Genomic DNA, 23,714 nt, shown 5'->3' with positions numbered 1-23,714 from the left:
GGAAGTCAGGAGGAAAACGTGACGAAAACAAGCAAAATAGCCACATCTATAGCAGGGATTTTCTTGTTGCTGATCGTCGTGCTCATTATTGTGATTGCGACATTTGACTGGAACCGGCTCAAACCGACCATCAACCAGAAAGTCTCTACTGAACTCAACCGTCCATTCGCCATACGCGGTGACCTGGGCGTCGTCTGGGAACGCCAGAAGCAGGAAACCGGTTGGCGCAGTTGGGTTCCGTGGCCGCATGTTCATGCTGACGATATTATCCTCGGCAACCCGCCAGATATTCCCGACGTCACAATGGTACATCTCCCCCGTGTTGAGGCGACGCTTGCCCCATTGGCGCTGCTGACAAAAACCATCTGGTTACCGTGGGTCAAGCTGGTGAAACCCGATGCGCGGCTCATCCGGCTGTCGGAGGAAAACAACAACTGGACCTTTACGCCCGTTGGGGATAAAAACCGCGATCTGAATGCCACTCCCTCTGCCTGGTCATTTCGCCTGGATAACATTCTGTTCGATCAAGGGCGTATCGCTGTTAACGATAAGGTGACGCAATCTGAGCTGGAGATCCTGGTCGATCCCTTAGGCAAGCCGCTACCGTTTAGCGAAGTGACAGGCACCAACAGCAAAGAAGGGGGTGCCAGCGTTGAGGATTACGTTTTTGGTCTGAAAGCCCAGGGCCGCTACAACGGTGAACCGCTAACCGGAACGGGGAAAATAGGCGGGATGCTGGCGTTACGCGGCGAAGGTACCCCTTTTCCGATACAGGCTGACTTTCGCTCGGGCAACACGCGTGTGGTATTTAGCGGCACGATAAATGATCCGATGAATATGGGCGGTGTCGATCTACGGCTTAAATTCTCTGGGGATTCACTCGGGGATTTATACGATTTGACCGGTGTGCTGTTACCGGATACGCCACCGTTTGAAACGGATGGCCGTCTGGTGGCAAAAATCGATCCAGAAAAGTCCTCCCTTTTTGAATACCGCCATTTTAATGGTCGCATTGGCGATAGCGATATTCACGGAACGCTTACCTATACCACCGGCAAGCCGCGCCCGATGCTGAAAGGCGACGTTGAATCACGCCAACTGCGACTGGCGGATTTAGGACCGTTGATTGGCATTGATTCGGGTAAAGGGGCCGAGCGGGCAAAACAATCTGAACGACGCAAAGGTCAGAACAGCGTGCAACCCGCCGGCAAAGTCTTGCCATATGACCGTTTTGAAACCGATAAATGGAACGTGATGGATGCTGACGTGCGTTTCAAAGGGCAACGGATTGAGCACGGTAGCCGCTTGCCGGTAAGCGATCTCTCCACCCATATCCTCCTGAAAAATGCTGACCTGCGCCTGCAGCCACTGAAATTTGGCCTGGCAGGGGGCAGCATTGTTTCCAGTATCCATCTGGAAGGCGATAAAAAGCCGATGCGGGGGCAGGCGGATATTCAGGCTCGCCGCCTGAAGCTAAAAGAGCTCATGCCGGATGTAGAACTGATGCAGAAAACGCTCGGCGAGATGAACGGTGACGCCCGGTTGAGCGGTAGCGGAAATTCAGTGGCTGCGCTGCTGGGTAACAGCAACGGTAATCTGAAGCTGTTGATGAATGATGGATTGGTCAGTCGCAATCTGATGGAAATTGTGGGGTTAAATCTGGGTAACTATCTCGTTGGTCAGATATTTGGTGACGACGAGGTCCGGGTGAACTGCGCGGCGGCGAATCTGGATATCGTTAACGGCGTGGCGCGTCCTCAAATCTTTGCTTTTGATACGGAAAATGCGGTGATCAATGTGACCGGGACCGCGAGTTTTGCGTCGGAGCAACTGGATTTAACCATCGACCCGGAGAGCAAAGGCATTCGTATTATTACCCTGCGTTCACCGCTGTATGTTCGCGGGACATTTAAGAACCCACAGGCCGGGGTAAAAGCAGGGCCGTTGATTGCACGCGGTGCGGTGGCTGCCGCGCTGGCAACGCTGGTTACGCCAGCGGCGGCGCTGCTGGCGCTAATTTCTCCGTCGGAAAACGAAACGAATCAGTGCCGGACGATTTTGTCGCAGATGAAGCAGTGATGTCTGGCCGGATGTTTATCCGGCCTGGATTGTATGCTCAATCCAGACCGGAGAAGGGCTTACACCGCAATCCGGCAAAAATCACAATGACTTATGCCGTGTCTCATGGGTTAACAGCAGGGCGACCAGGGTTAACGCCGCCATTGATGCCAGATAGGTTCCTACCGCCGCCAGACCGTAGTTCCCCTGCAGCCATGCGGCAATATAGGGGGCAACAGAGGCACCGAGAATCGACGAGACGTTATACGAGAATGATGCGCCCGTGTAGCGAACTTCGGTCGGGAACAACTCCGGAAGCAGTGCTCCCATCGGGCCGAATGTCAGCCCCATCAGGCTCAATCCCAGCAACAGGAAGGCGAACACCAGCACCGGGTTACCGGAACCCAGCAACGGCTTAAAGGCAAACAGTGCAAACAGAATGATAAGCGTGGTGATGATGAGCATGCTTTTGCGACGACCAAACGCATCGGCCAGCAGACCTGCCACTGGTACCATCACACCGAAGCCAATCACCGCCATCATCAGCATCCACAATACGTCATTACGCGGTAAGCCAAGACCCACAGGTGCTGCGGCGGTACTGAACGTCATCGAGTAGACGGTCATGATATAGAACAACGTATAGGTCGCCAGCATGATGAATGTGCCGAGGATGGTCACGCGAACATGCTTTGTCAGCAGAGTGCCCAGCGGGATTTTTACCTGCTTTTTCGCTGCAGCGACTTTGGCAAATACCGGTGATTCGTGGAGTGAAACACGGACGTACAGACCGATAATAACCAGTACGGCAGAGAAGATAAAAGGTACGCGCCATCCCCAGCTCATAAATTGCTCATCGGTCAACAGCCAGGAGAGCAACAGGAACGTGCCGTTAGCGAAGAAGAAACCGATAGGCGCACCCAACTGCGGGAATGAACCGTACAGCGCACGTTTACGCGGTGGCGCGTTTTCCGTCGCCAGCAGTGCAGCACCGCCCCATTCACCTCCCAGGCCTAAACCCTGGCCAAAACGCGCCAGCGCCAGCAGCAATGGGGCGAAAATGCCGATGGTTTCATAACCCGGCAGCAGACCGATGACGACCGTTGAAATCCCCATGGTGAGCAGTGAAGCAACCAGCGTGACTTTACGTCCAACACGATCGCCGAAATGGCCGAATACGGCAGAGCCGATCGGACGGGCCACGAAGGCGATAGCAAAGGTAGCCAGCGACTGTAGCGTTGCCGCCGCTGGGTCACCCTGCGGGAAGAAGATGTGGGGGAACACGATCACCGCCGCGGTTGCGTAAATATAGAAGTCGAAGAACTCAATAGCGGTGCCGATGAGCGAAGCGACGACGACTTTATTGCGCGAGTTGACCGGGGCGTGTTCCTGTTCGTTATCGAGTGTTGTAGCGGTGGCTTGCATAATATTTTCTTATTTTGGGTCGAACGAAAGGCCATATTACGCACAGCAAAAGAGACATTTCAATCTGTAACAAACGCTGAGCCTGGTCAAAATAAAGTCAAAAAGAGGATAATTTTTAGGCTGGCGTTTTCACTTCTATGAAATGCTTCACATAATTTAAAACTTAGTTGATAAAACTGGTTTTTGGTTAAATAAAAGTTACGAGTTGGATTTATTCACTAAATCGGTGAGAGCAGACGGCATTATAATTGCCGGATGCGGCCTACACAACTCACCCGTAGGCCGGATAAGACGCGCGCGTCGCCATCCGGCAATTCACAACTCATCCGGCGGTGACTATTGCGTTTTCCCCGGCATGCGCGGGTCATCTTTGTATTCTGCGGTCGCAATCCAGGCCGCGCAGAACAAGGTCAGACGGGCGAAGAAGTAGAAAAATGCCATCAGCCCAAGTACAGAGCCAAATGCTGCGCCTGACGGTGATTGCACCAACGATGGCAGCGTGTACGTCATAATCATTTTGATCGCTTCAAAGCCCAGCGCGGCGATAAATGTGCCACGAATCAGCGCTCTCTTGCGCGGACGATGGCGCGGCAGGCGCCAGAAAATCCAGAAGAACAGCAAATAGTTGGCGAAAATGGAGATCGCCAGGCCAATCAACCGCCATGCGGGTTTCAGCCATTCAATGCCGTCGAGATACAGTGCCGAGATGATCATTTGCTGGGCAGAACCGGCAATGGAGGTAATCGACAGCGTAACGATCAGCGCAATCAGCAATCCAATCAATGAGACAAAATCACGCAGGTATTTAACCCATATTTTTTCCTGATCCTGCGGTGTGCGTTCCCAGACGTCCCGCGACTGTGCACGAATAGCTTCACGCAGGTTTCCCATCCAGTTGATACCAGAGTAGAGGGCGATGCCAAGCCCCACCAGACCCACGGTGGTACGTTGCTGAACGGCAGTATTGATGGTGTTTTTCAGCGTTGAGGCCAGCGTCGGATCGCTAACGTTGAGCAATATTTTGCTGAAGATATCCTGTAATAACGTGGGGTGTGAGGCGAGTATAAAACCGGCCGCCGCAAACGACACCATCAGGATAGGGATCATCGACAGAAACGAGAAATACGTGATGGCTGCGCCAAACTGATTCCCCATTCGGTCATTAAAACGCTCTGCAGCGCGGATCAGGTGGGCGATAACAGGTTGACGTTGAATTTTCTCTGCGAAGGTTATGGCTGTTTTCAGCGCCTGGTTCGCTTTGGCGTTTTTCACCGGCGTTGTGGTGGTTTGCTGTTGTTCAGGCGTAGGGTGTTTTGCGTCGTGTTCCTGCGTCATCCGATCGGTAGTCCTTATTTTGTTTACTCATGACATTATAGCCGCTCAGACCCACTTCCCGGAAAATGGGCTAATCCACATAGTCTTTCATCACACCGGTCAACCATTCCATAAACAGATGTACCCGGCGGGAAAGGTTACGGCGATGTGGATACAGCAAAGAAACGGGCATGGGCTCGGCCCGATATTGCGGCAGCACTTCAACCAGCGTACCGGCGCGAAGGGCTTCACGCACCCCGACGCGTGGTACCTGAATAATGCCCAGCCCGGCAAGGCATGCGGCATGATAGGTTTCGGTGCTGTTCACCGTCAGCATGCCGCCCGTTTTTACCCATGCAGTCCCATTGTCTGTAGCCACCTCGAAACCCTGTGCGCGCGTACCCAAATTCACCGAGTAATGCACCACAGCATGTGAGGCCAAATCCTCCAGACTTTCCGGATAACCAAAGCGGGCCAGATACTGTGGACTGGCACAGTTAATCTGCGTGAGTTTCCCCAGCGGTCGAGCAATCAACCCCGAATCTTTCAGTGTGCCAACGCGTACGACGCAGTCGAAACCCTCACGAATTAGGTCTACCAGGCGGTCACTGCTGCTGAGTTCAAGCTCCAGCCCCGGATACTGATGCAAAAAGGCGGGCAGGCGGGGCATGACCAGATTTCTCGCCACGCCAACCGGCATATCGACGCGCAGCTTACCGCTGATACTGGCTGGATCGTGATGGAACAACCCATCCAGTTCATCCAGATTGCTCAACAGATCTTTTGCACGTTCGTAATAGATCATGCCGTCCTGCGTCAGCTGAACGCGCCGGGTGGTGCGGTGCAGAAGTTGCGTACCCAGGTGATTTTCCAGGGCCTGAATTTGGCGCGATACGCTACCTTTAGGAAGTCCAAGGGTGTCTGCCGCACGCGAAAAACTCTCCAGTTCTGCGACGCGGATGAACAACTGCATTGCGTGAATTTTATCCATTCCCATGCCCTATTGTTGTTCTGTATGAAACAGTAATGCGCAATTGGCGATATTTATTGTTCTTCTACCACCTAATAAGCTTTGTCTCAATCATCACAACACCTGAAATGAGGTTTCTTATGACGCAACGTATCGCATTAGTGACCGGTGGCGGTCGTGGGCTCGGTAAAAACGCGGCACTTAAGCTGGCGAACAAAGGAATAGGTATCGTCCTGACGTGGAACAGCAATGAAAAAGAGGCGCAGCAGGTTGTGGATGAAATTCGGCAATCTGGTGGAAAAGCAGCGGCATTGCCGTTAAATGTCGGCGATATTTCAACGTTCCCATCCTTCGTTGAACAGATGCAGCACACCGTAAAGACACAGTGGCAGAGCGAAGGGTTTGATTATTTATTGAACAACGCCGGAATCGGCATTAATGCGCCGTACTCTGCATTCACCGAAGCGCAATTTGACCAACTGATGAACATCCAGTTTAAGGGGCCATTTTTCCTGACGCAGAGTCTTCTTCCGCTGATGAACAAGGGGGGAAGGATCCTCAATGTCTCGACTGGTCTTGCGCGTTTTGCGCTACCGGGCTACAGCGCCTATGCCGCCATGAAAGGGGCGATGGAAGTGCTCACCCGCTATCAGGCTAAAGAGTTGGGGGAACGCGGAATTACGGCAAATATCATTGCGCCGGGCGCGATTGAAACTGATTTTGGCGGAGGGAATGTGCGCGATAACGCGCAACTGAATGCGTACATTGCCTCGCAAACGGCGCTGGGACGCGTCGGGTTACCGGATGATATCGGTGCTGCCATCGCCGCGTTGCTCAGCGATGAGCTCGCCTGGATGACGGCACAACGTATTGAGGTATCTGGCGGGATGTTCCTGTAACGCTGCAACGTGCTTATTCAATAGACGCAGTATCTGTTGAATGAGCACTTAATGCTATATTGTCATTTGTAACATATTCATTGTTTGTTCAGGATTTCTTATTTTCAGCTAAAAATGTATTCTCCGAAAAATTAATATTAATAAGGAGTTCTGACCCGCGATAAATGAGGAATATCTCAGAGATCTATCCTGTTCTGCTCGCTTTGTGTAATCCTTTTTCTTGAGCTGTAACTATTCATAACTCCTGCTTCTTTATTCTTCTGTTATCGGTAGAATGACCCCTGCCAAATGGTGAGTTCTTATTTTTCCTCGTGAATAATACCCTTTCACGTCTCAGGGCCACTATTTTTCAGACGGAGAGTTAATAATGCAGGTAATAATGTTTGACAGGCAGTCAATATTTATTCATGGAATGAATGTAAGTTTGCAGCAACGAATTCCAGGAGTGAATGTTCAGGGTGTCAGTCAGGCAGATGACCTTTGGCAAAAACTGGAAAACACCCCAGATGCGCTGCTCATGCTGGATGGCGATCTCGACGGTGTGTTTTGCTGCGGCTTGTTGCAACAGATTGCACACTCTTTTTCAACGGTGAAGGTGCTGATCTCTGCTACTGATTGCAGTAAGAAATGGCTGCAGGATGTGACGCAATTAAACGTGCTGGCCATTGTGCCACGTGACTCTGATGCTGAAACCTTTACTCTGGCGCTTAACAGCGTTGCGATGGGCATGATGTTTCTTCCCAGGGATCACTTAGCGACAAACGATAGCAGCAGGCAAAATATAAAAACATTAAGCGCCCGCCAGCGAGAGATCCTGACCATGCTGGCGGCTGGTGAGTCAAATAAACAAATTGGTCGGCTGTTAAATATCAGTACCGGAACGGTAAAAGCCCACCTTGAGTCACTTTATCAGCGCCTGGAAGTTAGAAACCGCACTCAGGCGGCAATGATGTTAAATGAATTTCTATAATTGATATTTATTTCACGGCCAGACGCTATCTGGCTGTGAAATATTAACTGACCACATTTCTGCGTGACAAAAGCGCGTTATCCCAACACTTAGCATCCACGCAATAAAGGCCTCTTGTTGAAACGGGTCGTTAAGCTGAGGTTTATTTGTGCGTATTAATGCTTTGCAGATATCCAGATCCGCGAGCAGCAGAGCCTCTGCCTGCGCCATTGAAATGGGGGCAGCAAAGGTCTCATCGGGTGCAATTTCATGCCCGTAGCCAATGACCCATACACCATTTTTATCCTGATACTTTTCCAGCGACAGGCCCTGCCATTGCTTGATAAATGCAATACCGGCGGGGGTAAAATGAGCGGCGCAATGCGGCATAATGATTTCTCTTAAAAGAAAAACAGTATAAAGATAATTATCAGCAGATGTAGTTGCCATATGGCCATTTTTGGCCATAAACGCCTTACGACTTAAGGGGCGGCACTCACGTTTTTACCGGCTGAACATCCTGTCATCTCAGGCACTTTTCCCGATATGCTATTGCGAATCACCAGACATAGCCAGTCACTCTCCGTCATTGTGAGGCGGTCGCGCTGTTTTCAACACAGACAGGGGTTTATCTCCAGAATTAATTTCAATGATTTTGCCGTTGTCACTGCAAAACACATTTATTTGTTATATGAATGTGTTCTAGTCTACTGCGGCACAATTCTACGCAGTACCACGTTTATAAAAAGATAACGAAATACATCGTGAGGCCGCACCTTTCTGGGCTCTTTTAGGGAAGATAATGACCAATAGCGCGTTACAGGCGACATGTGCGCCATTTGAACACTGTTTGGGGATCATCCGTCAGGCGTCAGTGGAAATTTTGCTGCTGTTAGGCGTCCATGTGGCAGAGGGCAAAGATCCGCGTTGGTTTCTGGAGCAACTCGATCAGGCCCGACTGAATCTGGGAGGTTGGGGGGCTGTCGCCAGACGCTTGCAGATGAATGATGCGCAACTCAGCCAGTTCACGTTGCGCTTACGCCATCTTCAACAGAGTGTGCCTCAGTATGAAAGTGGCCAGGATGTCAGTGAAAACCAACTGATTTCCGCGCTGCGTTTTGTAGCGGCCCTGGAGCAATTACGCCAGCAACAGCCGCTCCTGAACTATCAAACCGATATCGAAATCGGGGGGCCGGATGCGCAGATGCGGGCGCAACGTCAGCTTCGCGCGATAGAGTTAACACTCAAAGCCCTCGTCGCTCGGGTATGGCCAGATCAGCATCCGCTAAACAGTTTCCTGAAGCAGCACTTTGGCGCCGAACGCTTGCGCCGCTGGCTAAAGCTGGGCGAAGGGCGTGATGCGCTGGATGGCATGTTGTTTAGCGAACTGGCGTTGATGGTGGTCGATAAGAAGCTATTTGTTCGTCACTTTACGCAGATTTTTAATGATACGTCAGTGTTGATGCTGTTTGTTGAACCGCGCTTAACGCTGCGGATGTTTCTGGATGATTGCCGACTGGCGCGAAACGCTGTCATTGCTCAGCAACCGCTGACGTCAGTACAGCTGATGCTGTTAAATTACCAGTACCAACAAATTACGCATTCTGTGCAGCGGGCGTTTGAAGAGCGCCGAACACGTATCAATCCCGCATCATATCTGGACTCTGATGAGTCGACGGTGCGTCACTTCTGGGAAACGGCAAGGCAAAAAGACGAGCAGGCTGGAGGCGATAAAATGGAAATTGCCGACAGTATCGATCCTCCTGAAAAGCGAGCGCAGCGCACGGCCGAAGAGCGCGAACAGCTGATTTCCGGCATGCTGTGGGTGGCTGTCGGTGTCATGGTACTGGCGATCTCGCTGGGTGCTTTCTGGCTATTCAATGCACCCGCACCGCAAGCATCTTCAGGGCAAACTGTTGAGATAGTACAGGAGGAGCCGCGGCGTGATGCACCTTCCGCGCGAGAATCGGTGACCCGAATGGGCATTACATGGGATACCTTTAATATGCGAGCGGCTATCGATCGCAACGATACCCGCGTCACGTCACTGTTCCTGCAAGGGGGTATGGACTGGAAGCTGGCGTGGACGGAGCAGGCATTTTCCGCGGGGAACACCGCAGTTCTGAAGCTGCTGCTGCGGTATCCCTCACAGATGGATGAGGCTAAACCCTGCCAGCAGTTTATGAATACGCTCAGTCATGCCATGTCGAATGGCGCATCACTAACGTCACTGCATAAAAGCTACCTACACAGTTTCTGCTCTACACCGGAGGTCGTTGCTCGTCAGCAGTATGATGTGGAACAGGCCCAACTGCGTGTGCGTGCAGATCCCAATGCAGAGAACAAGAAATGGCAGAAAATCCACACCGCGCTGTACGATGCCATTAACTAACGGCCCGATGCATTTCGTGGCATCAGGCCGTCAGACATTTACGGTTCACCGTACAAACCGATTAATCGGCGCACCACGCCATTCGTCCAGCCAAATCCGTCCTGCAGCGGATATTCCCCACCGCCGCCTTCGCGCGGCGTGCCGTCAGCGATATGGTACTTTTCAATTAGCTTGTGGTGTTCCTGATAAAAAATATTAACCGTCTTCAGCCAGTTACGGGCAATCTCATCGCCGAGATGGTCATCGCCATACAGTTTAAACCCCTGAATCGCCATCCACTGCAACGGTGCCCAGCCGTTGGGTTTATCCCACTGTTCACCGGTTTCATACTCGGTTGCTAAAATGCCGCCTGGCGTGAGTAAGCGACTGCGTACCGTGTTGGCGAGTCGGTCAGCTTGTTCATGGGTCGCCATGCCGACATACAGCGGAACGATGCTGGCAGCAGAGAAGAGGGCCATCTGCTCACGTCGCCAGTCGTAATCGCGATAGCAGCCATTTTCGTCGTCCCACAAATAGCGGTTCACGGCGGCACGGCGGTCGCTGGCTTTCTGGCGAAACAGTGCTTCGGTATCTCGCTCTCCCTTTAATGCAGAAATGTTCGCAATCGTACTTTCCAGTTTGTAGAGGAACGCGTTCAGATCAATCGGGATGAACTGGGTAGTGCGGATGCTGGCGAGGCGACCGGCATCGCGCAACCAACGTGATGAATAATCCCAGCCGGAGGCCGCACCCGCACGCAGATCCCGATAAACCTCATTTGGTGGTCGACCTGAATGCTTAGCCGTTTCTACATCTTCAAGCCAGGACTCATCGCGCGGGGTATCACGATCGTCCCAATAGCGGTTGAGCAGAGAACCGTCCGGCATTCTGATAACATGACGGTACGCCTGATTAAGCACCAGCGAGTCGGCACCATCCATCCAAAACGCGTACTCCATTTTGAGATGATCAAGATAGCGACGAGCGCCGCGTACGCCATCTTCTTCGAACAGTTCGACCATTAGCGCAAAGACCGGTGGCTGGGAGCGGCTCAGGTAGTAGGTGCGGTTGCCGTTCGGGATGTGACCATAGTTTTCGATCATCCAGGCAAAGTTATCTGCCATACATTTCAGTAAGTCTTCCCGGCCACTTTCTGCAAGACCCAGCATGGTGAAGTAGGAATCCCAATAGTAGGTTTCGCTAAAGCGTCCGCCTGGCACGATGTATGACTGCGGTAGCGCCAGCAGTGAAGACCAGGGAATATGATCCTGCGGCTCGCGAGTCAGCACTGGCCACAGTTGATCAATATGCTCTTTCAGCGAGCTTTCAGGGTCGGAAACATATTCGCTGGTGGGGGTTTCCGGTAGCCAAAAGTGGTTCTCGACAAAGCGTTGTAGGTCAAAGTCCCGGTGTCGTTTGACTTTACGATAGCGAATCAAAATATCCAGTGGGTCCATTCTGGGGGCGCAGTCGGGAAAGGTTTTGCTATCAGCAAACAGTTTTGATGACTGGACGTGCTCGAACAGTTCGAGGTAACGATCGGCGGGGGTTAACGCGTCCGAGGCGGGAAGTCCCTCAATCATTTCCGGTTCAGGCTCCGCCTCAATCATTTCATCCAGCTTTAACTCGCACGGATCCATTTCATAAAGTAGATCGACGTCGATCGTCAGTTCTTCTGAAGGGGCGTGGGGTAGTTTCTGGTTGAGCATAATGAGAAAGACCTCCGGTAACGATTGAAATGTTAAGGCTATTGCCTGGTCGTCTGTTAAGCGTAGACATTCGCTTCGGTGCCGGGTGAGTAAAGCGTGCGGTCGATCACGTTTTTATGCTTATCAATAATAAAGAAATAAAACTATCCCAATGATAACAATGGGAAAATTATAATTCTTCGCAATCTAAAACTATTTCATTTTCAGAACATTCGATTGCAACGAGGTGTGAATAGAACCAGGTAACGGCTCATTCTTATAATAGGCGCAGGCTATTCTATCGATAGTTCCCGCCCATGTAATTGATTGATACTTATCAAAAAAGTAATCCCTCCATTTCCTATGATGGTCAGGTCTGACAAAGACTGTGCATTAATTATTCTAATTTTCTGGGTCACAATAACTCACAACGGTGAGGGTAAAATAATGAAAATCATTACCCGTCTTACCGCGATTGCTATAGCAGGCATCGTGATTTGTTATTTTGGATTATCCGGTTATGTGTGGTATCACGATAATCAACGTAGTAAACAAGCTGATGTTCAGGCTTCTACGCTGGAAGAAAATAATAAAGTATTAGGGTTTTTACGCGAAAAAGGATGCGATTATTGTCATACCCCTTCAGCGGAATTACCTTTCTATTCTTCTTTTCCTGTCGCTAAACAGTTGATGAATTACGATATTCAACTGGGCTATAAATCCTTCAATCTTGAAGCCGTACGTGCGGCACTGGTCGCGGATAAACCCGTTTCGCAAAGCGATCTGAATAAAATTGAGTGGGTGATGCAGTACGATACTATGCCGCCAACGCGTTATACCGCGCTGCACTGGGCCGGTAAGGTTAGTGATGCTGAGCGCAAAGAGATTCTTGGCTGGATCGCAAAACAACGCGAGCAGTACTACGCCAGCAGTGATACGGCAGCTCAACATCGCAACGAACCGGTGCAACCGATACCGGAAAGTATCCCGACAGATGCCCGTAAAGTGGCGCTCGGTTTCACGCTTTATCATGACCCACGGATTTCTGGCGACAGCACGATTTCTTGTGCGCACTGCCATGCCCTGAATGCGGGCGGTGTGGATGGCAGAAAAACGTCAATCGGCGTGGGGGGCGCGGTTGGGCCTATTAATGCGCCGACGGTATTTAACTCGGTGTTTAATGTGGAGCAATTCTGGGATGGACGTGCGCCGACGTTGCAAGCTCAGGCGGGTGGCCCGCCGTTAAATCCCATTGAAATGGCATCGAAATCCTGGGATGAAATTATCCAGAAACTGGATAAAGATCCGCTTCTGAAGCAACAGTTTATCGCGGTTTATCCGCAGGGATTTAGTGGTGACAATATTACCGATGCGATTGCTGAGTTTGAGAAAACACTCATTACGCCAAATTCACCATTTGATAAGTGGTTACGTGGTGATGAAACGGCGTTAACAGCCCAGCAAAAACAGGGTTATCAGCTGTTTAAGGATAATAAGTGCGCGACCTGTCATGGCGGTATTATTTTAGGTGGACGCTCATTCGAGCCTCTGGGGCTGAAAAAGGACTTTAATTTTGGCGAAGTCACCGCGGCAGATATTGGCCGGATGAACGTCACGAATGAATTACGTGACAAGCTGCGTCAGAAAGTACCGGGTCTGCGTAACGTTGCGCTAACTGCACCTTATTTCCATCGCGGTGATGTGCCTACGCTTGATGGCGCGGTGAAACTGATGCTGCGTTATCAGGTGGGTAAAGAACTGCCACAGGAAGATATCGACGATATCGTGGCGTTCCTTGAAAGCCTCAACGGGGTATATACGCCGTATATGCAGACCCATCAGTAATTTCAATATGATAAATCGGTCACAAGATTGATTTTGTGGCCGATTTTCTTTTTTATGCCAGCAAATGTCAGGTAAATAGTTATAATACATGTTATGGTATTTTAATAATACAAATGGATACAAATAATGGAGCAACCTGACAGCAATAGCGCAAAACCTCTCTATAAACAGCTTGAGGCATCTCTGAAAGAGGCGATTTTGCGCGGTGAATACAAGCCCGGTCAGCAGATCCCCACAGAGAATGAACTCAGTAGTCAGTGGCAGGTTAGTCGTGTAACGGTGCGTAAAGCTCTGGATGCCCTAACGCGTGAAAATCTGCTGACGCGTGTTTCTGGCAAGGGGACGTTTGTCAGTAATGAAAAGTTTCAGCGCAGTATGACCGGGATTATGAGCTTTAGCGAGTTGTGTCAGTCCCAGGGGCGGCGGCCCGGTTCCCGGACTATCAAATCGGTTTTTGAATCGGTAGATAACGAGACCAGCGCCTCGCTGGGAATGGCTGAAAAAGAGAAAGCAGTAGTCATTGAACGTATTCGTTATGCTGACGATATTCCCGTTTCGCTGGAAACCATCCAGTTACCTCCTCGTTTTGCCTTTCTGCTACAAGAAGACCTCAATAATCACTCGTTATACGCTTGCTTACGTGAAAAATATGGGCTGTGGTTTACTCATTCGCGCAAAATGATTGAGCTCGTGTATGCAAGCTTTGAGGTTGCTCACTATCTTGGGGTGAGTGAAAATTACCCTCTGATTTTAATTAAGAGTGAAATGATTGATAACAAAGGAGAATTATCTTGTGTGTCCCGTCAGTTGATCGTTGGCGACAAGATTCGCTTCACCGTGTAACCCTCCTCTTACACCCTTAGATGCTGGCCAAAATCGGGATCCGTGTCGCGGATCCCGATTTTTTATGGTTCTTTCGTTGATCAAATGTCTTTAAATGTATTATAAAAATACCAATACATTGAGAGTCATTTTGTGGGCGCTATCCGCCTGTATCATTGATTAAACCAGAGGGAACCATAATGAGCATTAAAGAAATTGTGAACGATATTGTGGCCAGCCAGGCGGAAAAAGGGGGGACTAAACATGTTTACTATGTTGCCTGTGGTGGGTCTTATGCGGCGTTTTACCCTGCAAAAGCATTCTTAGAAAAAGAGTCAAAAACGCTGAGCGTGGGCCTTTACAACAGTGGGGAATTTATCAGTAACCCGCCTGTTGCACTGGGTGAAAATGCTATCGTTGTTGTTGCTTCACATAAAGGCAATACCCCAGAAACCACGAAGGCGGCAGAAATTGCACGTCTGCATGGCGCGACCGTTATTGGGTTGACCTGGGTTATGGATTCACCTTTGGTTGCGCATTGTGATTATGTTGAGACCTATACCTTTGGTGAGGGAAAAGATGTCGCTGGAGAGAAGACGATCCAGTGTTTGCTTACTGCAGTAGAGCTTCTTCAGCAGACAGAAGGCTATGTTCACTATGACGACTTCCTTGATGGCGTTAGTAAAATTAACCGTATTGTATACCGTGCTTGCGAGCATGTGGCTGAACGGGCACAAGCATTCGCTCAGGAATATAAAGACGATAAAGTTATTTATACTGTTGCCAGTGGGGCGGGCTATGGCGCGTCCTATTTACAAAGTATCTGCATATTTATGGAAATGCAGTGGATTCATTCAGCCTGTATTCACAGCGGTGAATTCTTCCACGGGCCGTTCGAGATTACGGATGCTAATACACCATTTTTCGTGCAGCTTTCTGAAGGTAGTACCCGCCCGGTCGATGAGCGTGCATTAGATTTTCTGAAAAAATATGGTCAGCGAATTGAAGTGATAGATGCGAAAGAGTTAGGGTTGTCGACTATCAAAACTACGGTTATTGATTACTTTAACCATTCGCTCTTCAATAATGTTTACCCTGTATACAACCGTGCGCTTGCTGAAGCTCGCCAGCATCCGCTCACTACACGTCGCTATATGTGGAAAGTAGCATACTGATTACTAAAGGATTAAGGTAAAAGCAAGGACGCTTTTTAAGATATTATAGAGCAGGGTATTATTATGAGTATTCGCGTAATAGGTATAGGTGACAATGTCGTCGATAAATACCTTCATTCTGGAATGATGTATCCAGGTGGCAATGCCTTAAATTTTTCCGTCTACGCAAAGCAAGCAGGGGCTTCAAGCGCCTTCATGGGGGCGTTTGGGAATGATGATGCGGCAAAACATATACAAGATGTATTGCATAAATTACAGATAGATATTACCCATTGTCGGCATTATGAGGGAGAGAATGGTTACGCCTGTATTCGCCTCAATAATGGCGATCGTGAGTTTGTCACCAGTAATAAAAATGGCGTTTTACGTGAGCATCCCTTCACGCTAACGGCGGATGATCTGCGCTACATTGCCAGTTTTGACTTAGTACACACCAGCATTAATGGTTATCTGGAAACTGAGTTAGAGAAAATAAAACAGAAAAATAGTATGTTATCGTTCGATTTTTCTGGACGTGGCACCGATGAGTATTTCGCAAGAGTATGTCCTTGGGTAGATTATGCATTCATTTCCTGCAGTGGTACATCACCAGATGAAACCAAAGAAAAAATAACTAAACTTTATCAATACGGTTGTCGACATATTATTGCAACCTGCGGGCATGAGCGTGTTTATTATTTTTCTGCCGGTGGTTTTCTTGACTGGACGCCACAATATATTGAGCCAGTAGATACCCTGGGGGCGGGTGATGCGTTTTTAACCGGATTTATGCTCTCTATTATCCAATCAGGTATGGCTGAGCCCGATCGAGAAAGGGTGCTGTGTGCCATGCAGGCTGGTGGTAAATCTGCAGCGAATGTTTTGTCTGATTACGGTGCATTCGGTTTTGGTAAACCGTATTAAACCTGTTAACGCTGTTCCACTCATGTAACCCAACATTCACTCCAGATAAGCCAGGAGGAAGTATGTTTTGGACGGAATTGTGTTTTATTCTTTTAGCCTTAATGATTGGCGCCAGGATTGGCGGTGTATTTTTAGGCATGGTCGGCGGACTCGGTGTTGGCGTCATGGTATTTGTTTTTGGCCTGACGCCATCAACACCACCGATTGACGTTATTCTTATTATTCTTTCGGTTGTTTTAGCTGCCTCATCATTACAAGCCGCTGGTGGTCTGGATTTACTGGTTAAACTGGCAGAGAAAATCCTGCGCCGTCATCCTCGTTATATTACGCTGCTGGCACCTTTTATTTGCTATATCTTCACCTTTATGTCCGGAACGGGGCATGTTGTTTATAGTTTATTGCCGGTTATTTCTGAAGTCGCTCGTGATTCAGGGATCCGTCCTGAGCGGCCATTATCCATTTCCGTTATTGCATCGCAGCAGGCTATCACGGCCAGTCCAATATCGGCGGCGATGGCGGCAATGATTGGTTTAATGGCGCCATTAGGGATATCCATTTCTACAATTATGATGATCTGCGTCCCCGCAACATTAGTGGGTGTCGCGATGGGGGCCATAGCGACCTTTAATAAAGGCAAAGAGCTAAAGGACGACCCTGAATATCAACGCAGGCTTGCTGAGGGCTTAATAAAGCCAGCACAGAAACAACGCGATAAAACAGAAGTTACCTTTCGCGCTAAACTCTCTGTTGTACTGTTTTTAATGAGTGCCGTGGTGATTGTGCTGTTAGGGATCATTCCTGAATTACGACCGATGGTGGAAACGGCAAAAGGGCTGCAACCGTTATCGATGTCGGCAGCGATCCAAATAACAATGCTCTCTTTTGCCTGTCTGATAGTTTTGATATGCCGACCTCCGGTGGATCAAATCATCAGCGGCACTGTGTTTCGCGCGGGGGCACTGGCTATTGTCTGCGCTTTTGGCCTTGCCTGGATGAGCGAAACCTTTGTCAACGGGCATATTGATCTGATTAAGGCAGAAGTTCAGACGCTATTACAGCAACATACCTGGTTAATTGCCATCATGATGTTTTTTGTCTCTGCGATGGTCAGTAGCCAGGCAGCAACGACGCTTATTCTTCTACCGTTGGGGCTGGCATTAGGCTTACCTGCTTATGCGCTGATTGGTGCATGGCCTGCGGTGAATGGGTACTTCTTCATTCCAGTTGCGGGTCAATGTCTGGCTGCGCTCGCTTTCGATGACACGGGAACCACGCGCATAGGCAAATATGTATTTAACCATAGCTTTATGCGGCCAGGTTTAGTGAATGTTATTGTTGCTGTCATTGTTGGACTTATTATCGGGAAAATAATTCTGGCTTGATCTTTTTAAAGCATTTCTTATATCACTGATTATTTAAATTCAGAGGATTAAAATGAATATAAAAATATTCATCGCGATGGCGATGTTATTTATCAGTTCATCCGTTTTTAGTGCGACAACCCAACCTCACATAATAATCCTGGCGACGGGAGGAACTATTGCTGGCACTGCCGAAAGCAATACCCAAACATCGGGATATAAATCCGGTGAGATAGGTGTTCAAACATTAATTAAAGCGGTGCCTGAGATTAATAATATTGCCAGTGTTGATGGTCAGCAAATATCTAATATTGGCAGTGAAAACATGACCAGTGACATTATTTTAAAGCTATCTCAGCAGGTGAACGCGCTGCTCGCGCGTGATGATGTTGACGGTATTGTTATTACCCACGGAACTGACACGCTCGATGAAACGGCCTACTTTCTCAATCTGACGGTTAAGAGTGATAAACCCGTGGTGTTTACTGCAGCGATGAGACCCGCAACGGCTATTAGTGCCGACGGTGCAATGAATCTGCTGGAAGCGGTCACGGTGGCCGCCGATCCGAATGCAAAGGGTCGGGGGGTTATGGTGGTTTTAAATGATCGTATTGGTTCTGCAAGATTTGTGACCAAGACCAACGCGAACACGCTGGATACTTTCAAAGCCCCGGAGCAGGGATATTTAGGGGTTATCGTCAATGGCAAACCACAGTTTGACACTCGCGTTGAAAAGACGCACACCCTGCGTTCCGTTTTTGATGTAAGAAGCCTTAAAAAGCTGCCGCAGGTAGCGATTATTTATGGTTATCAGGACGATCCTGAATATATGTATGATGCTGCTATTGCGCATCATGTAGACGGAATAGTCTATGCGGGAACCGGTGCCGGATCGGTCTCTGTCAGAAGTGAAGCCGGAATTAAAAAAGCAGAGAAAGCGGGAATCATTGTGGTGCGTGCATCCCGAACGGGCAGCGGCATTGTTCCACCGGATAAGGGGCAGCCGGGATTAGTGTCTGATTCATTAAATCCTGCGAAAGCCCGGGTTTTGTTGATGACCGCGTTAACGCAAACGAAAAACCCTGAGCTCATTCAGCATTATTTTAATACCTACTAAGGCCAGTTATTTAACGCGCTCATTTTTATGCAAAATGAGCGCGTGTCCTCCCCTTGTGGCATCCTGTTATCTCTGCTCATCCACGAATATTTCCCACAATTCTTCTACCGCTCTGGACATTCTGCCAGCAGGCCGAAACAGTCGGATATCAATGGGTACCCACAATCCACTCTGTTGCGGGGCGGCAGCGGCGATTGTCCCGTCCTCAACGTCCGGAGCTGCCAGGCTTTCCGGCAGCCAGGCAATACCGTCTCCAGCTTTGACCATTGCCAGCAGCGTGGCGGCCAGATCGGCGGTGAAGGCGATGTCCATACCGCGTCGGGCATGATTCACCGGAGACGTGTTCGAGAGGATCCTCCCCAGACCGGATTCTGCAGAGAAGGAGAGAAATGGAAATTTTTTGCCCCCCGTGGCCTGCCAGAGCGGCTGAGGAGAGCCGGGATCGCATTTTGAGTAGGGCAATAATGTTTCTCGTCCAAGGCGGACGCTGAGATATTTCGTCTGATCAAGGTTGATGTGCATGTGAGGGTGGTAATAACACAGCAGAAACTGAGCATCCCCTTTTTCAATCATCCGTTCACAGGCGCTGAGCGTATCTGAAAGCAGGCGAAATGAGCCGAAACGGGCGATTTTTTCGTTATTACGCATTAGCGCCGGAAAAAATGAGAACGACAGGGAGTGTGTTGCAGAGAAAATAACATCCGGTCGGGCATTTCCTGCTGCTTCAATGGTTTCATTTCTCAGGGTGTAAAGCGCCCGGATCAGTTCGGGCACCTGAGCGACGAACACTTCCCCTGCACGAGTCAGGCTGACGCCACGGCGGTTGCGTTCAAAAATCGGCGTTCCAAGCCACTCTTCCAGCGAGACAATGCGCCGACTGAATGCGGGCTGCGTCACATATCGGGAAGCGGCTGCCCGGGAGAAATTGAGTGACTGCGCCAGCGCAATGCAGTCTTCAAGCCAGGTGAGTTCCAGGTGATGCCGATTTTGCATTACAGCCAGCCTCTTTGGTATTAGATCAGCAGATGAGCACTGCTTAAGATGGAAAAAGACAGGACGATGGCGTCCTTAAATACTGCCTGCGTGCATTATGCCAATAATAAACCGGCATGAGTTATCACTTTTTACAGGCGCGTAAGTGCGAGCACAACTGACTAAGAACCCGCCGGAGAAAACATGCGTATCCTCGATGTTGTAGAAATAACTAAACCCATCGCTTCCCCTATTCGTAACGCCTATATCGATTTTAGCAAGATGACAACCAGCCTGGTGGCTGTTGTGACTGATGTTGAAATAGCGGGACGCCGGGTTGTGGGATACGGATTTAACTCTAATGGTCGTTATGGTCAGGGGGGATTGATCCGCGAGCGCTTCCGTAACCGCATTCTGGACGCAGACCCGGAAAGCCTGCTGAATGCCAAAGGTGATAACCTGGATCCGCATAAAATCTGGGACGTCATGATGAGTAACGAGAAGCCGGGGGGACATGGCGAACGTTCGGTCGCCGTCGGTACACTGGATATGGCTATTTGGGATGCCGTCGCCAAAATTGCTAACCAGCCGTTGTTCCGCCTGCTGGCTGAGATGAAGGGCGTTGAGGCCAACCCGCGCGTCTTTGTTTACGCGGCGGGCGGTTATTATTATCCGGGTAAAGACCTGAGCGCGTTGCGTCAGGAAATGCGAGGCTACCTGAATCGCGGCTATAACGTGGTTAAAATGAAAATCGGCGGGGCATCGCTTGATGAAGACCGCCGCCGAATTGACGCGGTCCTCGCGGAAATTGGCGATGAAGCACGCCTGGCCGTCGACGCCAATGGTCGCTTTGATCTGGAAACCAGTATTGCCTACGCCAAAATGCTGCGTGAATACCCGTTGTTCTGGTATGAAGAGGCGGGCGACCCGCTGGATTATTCCTTGCAGGCTGCCCTGTCTGAATTTTACCCAGGCTCAATGGCGACCGGGGAAAACCTCTTTTCTCATCAGGATGCGCGTAACCTGCTGCGTTATGGCGGCATGCGCCCGGATCGCGATTACCTGCAATTCGACTGTGCGCTTTCCTACGGTCTGGTCGAATACCTGCGCACGCTGGATGTCCTTGCGCAGTTTGGCTGGTCTCCATCACGCTGCATACCCCATGGCGGCCACCAGATGTCGCTGAACATTGCGGCGGGTCTTGGCCTGGGCGGCAATGAAAGTTACCCGGACCTGTTCCAGCCGTACGGCGGTTTCCCGGATTCTGTGAGGGTGGAGGACGGTCATATTGTCATGCCTGAACTGCCGGGCATCGGTTTTGAGGGGAAATCAGACCTGATTAAAGAGATGCGTGCGTTGGCTGAATAGCGCTGGCTGAGATGATGTAACGCCCCTCTGGTTGCCGGAGGGGCGTTGTTTGAGCGTGTAGTGAATCGCGATCGCAATCTTTCTACACGTGTGCGCTTAACGCATGGTGACGAATTCTTCAGCCGCAGTTGGGTGGATCGCTACGGTATTGTCGAAATCTTTCTTGGTTGCGCCCATTTTCAGCGCCACCGCGAAGCCTTGCAGCATTTCGTCCATACCAAAGCCGATGCCGTGAATACCGACAATCTTCTCTTCTGGTCCAACGCAGACCAGCTTCATGCGGCACGGTTGGCGGTGAGAGGTAACAGCGGTATACATCGCGGTAAACGATGATTTATACACTTTTACCTGATCATCACCGTGCTGTTCGCGTGCCTGCTGCTCGGTTAACCCTACAGTACCAATTGGCGGATGGCTGAAGACCACGGTTGGAATGTTGCTGTAGTCCAGATGCTCGTCCGGCTTGTTATTAAACAGACGTTCGGACAGACGACGGCCTGCGGCAACCGCAACCGGCGTCAGTTCAACGGCACCGGTATTATCGCCGACCGCATAAATACCAGGAACGCTGGTATTCTGGTATTTATCAACAACGATGTACCCTTTTTCGTTGGTTTTCACACCGGTTGCCGCCAGGTTGAAGTTGTCGGTTGCCGGTTCACGTCCAATCGCCCAGATCAGGCAATCTACCGTTTCGCTACGACCATCTTCCAGTTGCAGAGTCAGGCTGCCGTCTGCATTTTTAACCACGGCTTTTGGGATAGCGTGGGTATGCAGAGTTGGGCCTTCGGCGTTCATCACCTCAACCAGCGTGTCGATGATCATCGGGTCAAAGCTACGCAGCGGCGCGTGTTTACGCACAAAGAGATGTGTTTGCGCGCCCAGACCGTTGATGACACCCGCCAGTTCAACGGCAATGTAGCCTGCGCCAACGACTGCCACGCGTTTCGGCAGTGCTGGCAGTTCAAAGAAACCATCGGAGTCGATGCCGTATTCCACACCCGGAATGTCCGGATGGCTTGGACGGCCGCCGGTGGCAATTAAAATATGATCGGCAGTGATCGTTTCACCGTTCACTTCAATGGTTTTAGCATCAACGAAGCGGGCAAAGCCTTTAATAACATCGACATTATTTTTACCCAACACATTATCGTAAGAGGTATGAATGCGATCGATATAGGCGGTACGGCTGGCGATCAGTTTATCCCAATCGAACTTATTAATAGTGGTGTCGAAACCATAATCCGGGCCATACATATGAATAGCTTCGCGGATCTGCGCGGCATGCCACATCACTTTCTTCGGTACGCAGCCAACGTTGACGCAAGTGCCGCCTAACGCTTTGGCTTCAATCAGTGCGCATTTCTGGCCGTACATTGCCGCACGGTTAATGGAGGCAATACCGCCGCTGCCGCCGCCGATAGCGATGTAATCATAGTGCTTGGTCATGACCGCTCCTTCATGTTCATTGTAGGGCGGAGAAGCGTTATGCCATCCGCCAAAATATTCGCGATTGTATACCTGAAATTAAAAGGTTCCACCGATGGCTGCGATTACTCCGGCACGATCCAACTGACGGACGTGTGCCCGGTTCCTGCCGGAACCAGTTTGCTGTGTAGCCACGGCAGGACGTTGTTCATCTGCTGTTCCAGCTTCCACGGCGGGTTAATCACAATCATGCCGGAAGCCGTCATACCGCGCTGATCGCTGTCCGGGCGAACCGCCAGCTCAATTTGCAGGATGCGACGAATGCCAGTGTCTTCCAGATCATGAATCATACGTTTGATTTGCTGACGCAGGACTACCGGATACCACAGTGCATAGGTACCGGTTGCGAAACGTTTGTAACCTTCGCTGATGCCGGCAACGACGGCCTGATAGTCGGACTTAATTTCGTATGGGGGATCGATAAGGATCAATCCGCGGCGAGAAACCGGCGGTAATTTTGCTTTTAACTGCTGATAGCCGTCGGCTTTAGCGACGCGCGCACGTTCGTCTTTCTGGAACTCGGAACGCAGTAGCGGAAAATCGCTCGGATGCAGTTCTGTCAATTGCAGGCTGTCCTGCTCACGCAATAACTGGCGGGCAATCAGCGGAGAACCCGGGTAGTAGCGCAGCTGGCCGCTACGGTTGAAATGCTGCACGACCGAAATATAGGGTTCAAGTTCAGCAGGCAAATCGTCCTGCTGCCAGATACGGGCGATGCCTTCCAGGTACTCGCCTGTGCGCTCGGCATGTTCACTGCTCAGCTGATAACGGCCAGCCCCGGCATGGGTGTCCAGATAGAGAAACGGTTTTTCTTTCTCTTTGAGCGATTCAATGATCAGGCTCTGAACGGTGTGTTTAAGGACGTCGGCGTGGTTGCCTGCGTGATAACTGTGGCGATAACTGAGCATGGGTAATGAAATTCCGCTGAAATGACGATTTGCCACAGTTTACAGCAGATCGGCACAGATTACCCGTAGGCCCGGTAAGCG

The 23,714-nt window shown here is 50.2% G+C and carries 19 protein-coding genes; 11 read left to right on the top strand and 8 right to left on the bottom strand.

From position 1 onward, the window contains the following. Positions 1 to 18 precede the first annotated feature (18 nt). Positions 19 to 2,079 carry an AsmA family protein gene (locus NNO03_RS02590; RefSeq protein ID WP_271448726.1) on the top strand — a complete coding sequence of 687 codons (2,061 nt, stop codon included), beginning with the start codon at positions 19 to 21 and terminating at the stop codon, positions 2,077 to 2,079. Between the two features lie 81 nt (positions 2,080 to 2,160). Here the strand turns inward: NNO03_RS02590 and NNO03_RS02585 are convergent, their stop codons facing one another. The 3 genes from NNO03_RS02585 to NNO03_RS02575 form a co-directional block, all read right to left on the bottom strand. Beyond that, the gene (locus tag NNO03_RS02585; RefSeq protein ID WP_137382029.1) at positions 2,161 to 3,483 is read right to left on the bottom strand and encodes an MFS transporter; all 1,323 of its coding nucleotides are present in this window, start codon (positions 3,481 to 3,483) and stop codon (positions 2,161 to 2,163) included. Positions 3,484 to 3,819: 336 nt separating this feature from the next. Then, positions 3,820 to 4,818 carry an inner membrane protein YhjD gene (gene yhjD, locus NNO03_RS02580; RefSeq protein ID WP_271448725.1) on the bottom strand — a complete coding sequence of 333 codons (999 nt, stop codon included), beginning with the start codon at positions 4,816 to 4,818 and terminating at the stop codon, positions 3,820 to 3,822. Positions 4,819 to 4,888: 70 nt separating this feature from the next. After that, positions 4,889 to 5,788, bottom strand: coding sequence for a LysR family transcriptional regulator (locus tag NNO03_RS02575; RefSeq protein WP_271448724.1), 900 nt, complete (start codon positions 5,786 to 5,788; stop codon positions 4,889 to 4,891). A 119-nt stretch (positions 5,789 to 5,907) separates the two neighbouring features. Here NNO03_RS02575 and NNO03_RS02570 point away from each other — a divergent pair, with 119 nt between their 5' ends. Together NNO03_RS02570 and NNO03_RS02565 are read left to right on the top strand one after the other, a co-directional pair. Beyond that, complete coding sequence (locus NNO03_RS02570) at positions 5,908 to 6,666, top strand: SDR family NAD(P)-dependent oxidoreductase (protein ID WP_271448723.1); 759 nt, start codon at positions 5,908 to 5,910, stop codon at positions 6,664 to 6,666. A gap of 367 nt (positions 6,667 to 7,033) precedes the next feature. Continuing rightward, entirely contained in the window at positions 7,034 to 7,636 is a 603-nt protein-coding gene (locus NNO03_RS02565; RefSeq protein WP_271448722.1) for a response regulator transcription factor, read from the top strand. Positions 7,637 to 7,648: 12 nt separating this feature from the next. Here the strand turns inward: NNO03_RS02565 and NNO03_RS02560 are convergent, their stop codons facing one another. After that, positions 7,649 to 8,005 (bottom strand): lysozyme, encoded by a 357-nt coding sequence (locus NNO03_RS02560; protein ID WP_271448772.1) that lies wholly within the window; start codon positions 8,003 to 8,005, stop codon positions 7,649 to 7,651. 412 nt (positions 8,006 to 8,417) lie between these two features. On the opposite strand from NNO03_RS02560, the gene NNO03_RS02555 reads away from it, so the two are divergent. Further along, positions 8,418 to 10,007 carry an STY4199 family HEPN domain-containing protein gene (locus tag NNO03_RS02555; RefSeq protein WP_271448721.1) on the top strand — a complete coding sequence of 530 codons (1,590 nt, stop codon included), beginning with the start codon at positions 8,418 to 8,420 and terminating at the stop codon, positions 10,005 to 10,007. 38 nt (positions 10,008 to 10,045) lie between these two features. On the opposite strand, the gene NNO03_RS02550 is transcribed toward NNO03_RS02555, so the two are convergent. Then, entirely contained in the window at positions 10,046 to 11,695 is a 1,650-nt protein-coding gene (locus NNO03_RS02550; RefSeq protein ID WP_271448720.1) for an alpha,alpha-trehalase, read from the bottom strand. A gap of 426 nt (positions 11,696 to 12,121) precedes the next feature. On the opposite strand from NNO03_RS02550, the gene NNO03_RS02545 reads away from it, so the two are divergent. From NNO03_RS02545 to fraE, 6 genes are all read left to right on the top strand, one after another. Beyond that, entirely contained in the window at positions 12,122 to 13,519 is a 1,398-nt protein-coding gene (locus NNO03_RS02545; RefSeq protein ID WP_271448719.1) for a cytochrome-c peroxidase, read from the top strand. Positions 13,520 to 13,642: 123 nt separating this feature from the next. Continuing rightward, positions 13,643 to 14,362, top strand: a complete 720-nt coding sequence (locus NNO03_RS02540) for a GntR family transcriptional regulator (RefSeq protein ID WP_087857176.1) — start codon at positions 13,643 to 13,645, stop codon at positions 14,360 to 14,362. Between the two features lie 176 nt (positions 14,363 to 14,538). Beyond that, entirely contained in the window at positions 14,539 to 15,516 is a 978-nt protein-coding gene (gene fraB, locus NNO03_RS02535) for a 6-phosphofructose-aspartate deglycase (protein WP_122984028.1), read from the top strand. Positions 15,517 to 15,579: 63 nt separating this feature from the next. Then, the gene (locus tag NNO03_RS02530; protein ID WP_271448718.1) at positions 15,580 to 16,419 is read left to right on the top strand and encodes a fructoselysine 6-kinase; all 840 of its coding nucleotides are present in this window, start codon (positions 15,580 to 15,582) and stop codon (positions 16,417 to 16,419) included. Positions 16,420 to 16,481: 62 nt separating this feature from the next. After that, a complete protein-coding gene (locus NNO03_RS02525; RefSeq protein WP_048227283.1) occupies positions 16,482 to 17,801 on the top strand; it encodes an anaerobic C4-dicarboxylate transporter family protein in 1,320 nt (439 codons plus the stop codon). Between the two features lie 52 nt (positions 17,802 to 17,853). Then, positions 17,854 to 18,897, top strand: a complete 1,044-nt coding sequence (gene fraE, locus NNO03_RS02520) for a fructose-asparagine asparaginase (protein WP_271448717.1) — start codon at positions 17,854 to 17,856, stop codon at positions 18,895 to 18,897. Positions 18,898 to 18,963: 66 nt separating this feature from the next. On the opposite strand, the gene NNO03_RS02515 is transcribed toward fraE, so the two are convergent. Beyond that, a complete protein-coding gene (locus NNO03_RS02515) occupies positions 18,964 to 19,890 on the bottom strand; it encodes a LysR family transcriptional regulator (protein WP_271448716.1) in 927 nt (308 codons plus the stop codon). Positions 19,891 to 20,073: 183 nt separating this feature from the next. Between NNO03_RS02515 and NNO03_RS02510 the strand changes: the two genes are divergently transcribed. After that, on the top strand, positions 20,074 to 21,237 hold the full coding sequence (locus tag NNO03_RS02510) for a mandelate racemase/muconate lactonizing enzyme family protein (protein WP_271448715.1): 1,164 nt from the start codon (positions 20,074 to 20,076) through the stop codon (positions 21,235 to 21,237). Between the two features lie 96 nt (positions 21,238 to 21,333). On the opposite strand, the gene gorA is transcribed toward NNO03_RS02510, so the two are convergent. After that, positions 21,334 to 22,686, bottom strand: a complete 1,353-nt coding sequence (gorA, locus tag NNO03_RS02505) for a glutathione-disulfide reductase (RefSeq protein WP_271448714.1) — start codon at positions 22,684 to 22,686, stop codon at positions 21,334 to 21,336. 104 nt (positions 22,687 to 22,790) lie between these two features. Further along, positions 22,791 to 23,633 carry a 23S rRNA (adenine(2030)-N(6))-methyltransferase RlmJ gene (locus NNO03_RS02500; RefSeq protein ID WP_271441281.1) on the bottom strand — a complete coding sequence of 281 codons (843 nt, stop codon included), beginning with the start codon at positions 23,631 to 23,633 and terminating at the stop codon, positions 22,791 to 22,793. Positions 23,634 to 23,714 lie beyond the last annotated feature (81 nt).

Source organism: Citrobacter sp. Igbk 16 (assembly GCF_028069755.1).
Classification (GTDB): Bacteria; Pseudomonadota; Gammaproteobacteria; order Enterobacterales; family Enterobacteriaceae; genus Citrobacter.
The sequence above is the reverse complement of the archived record's forward strand: the minus strand, read 5'-3'. Positions and strand labels throughout refer to the sequence as shown.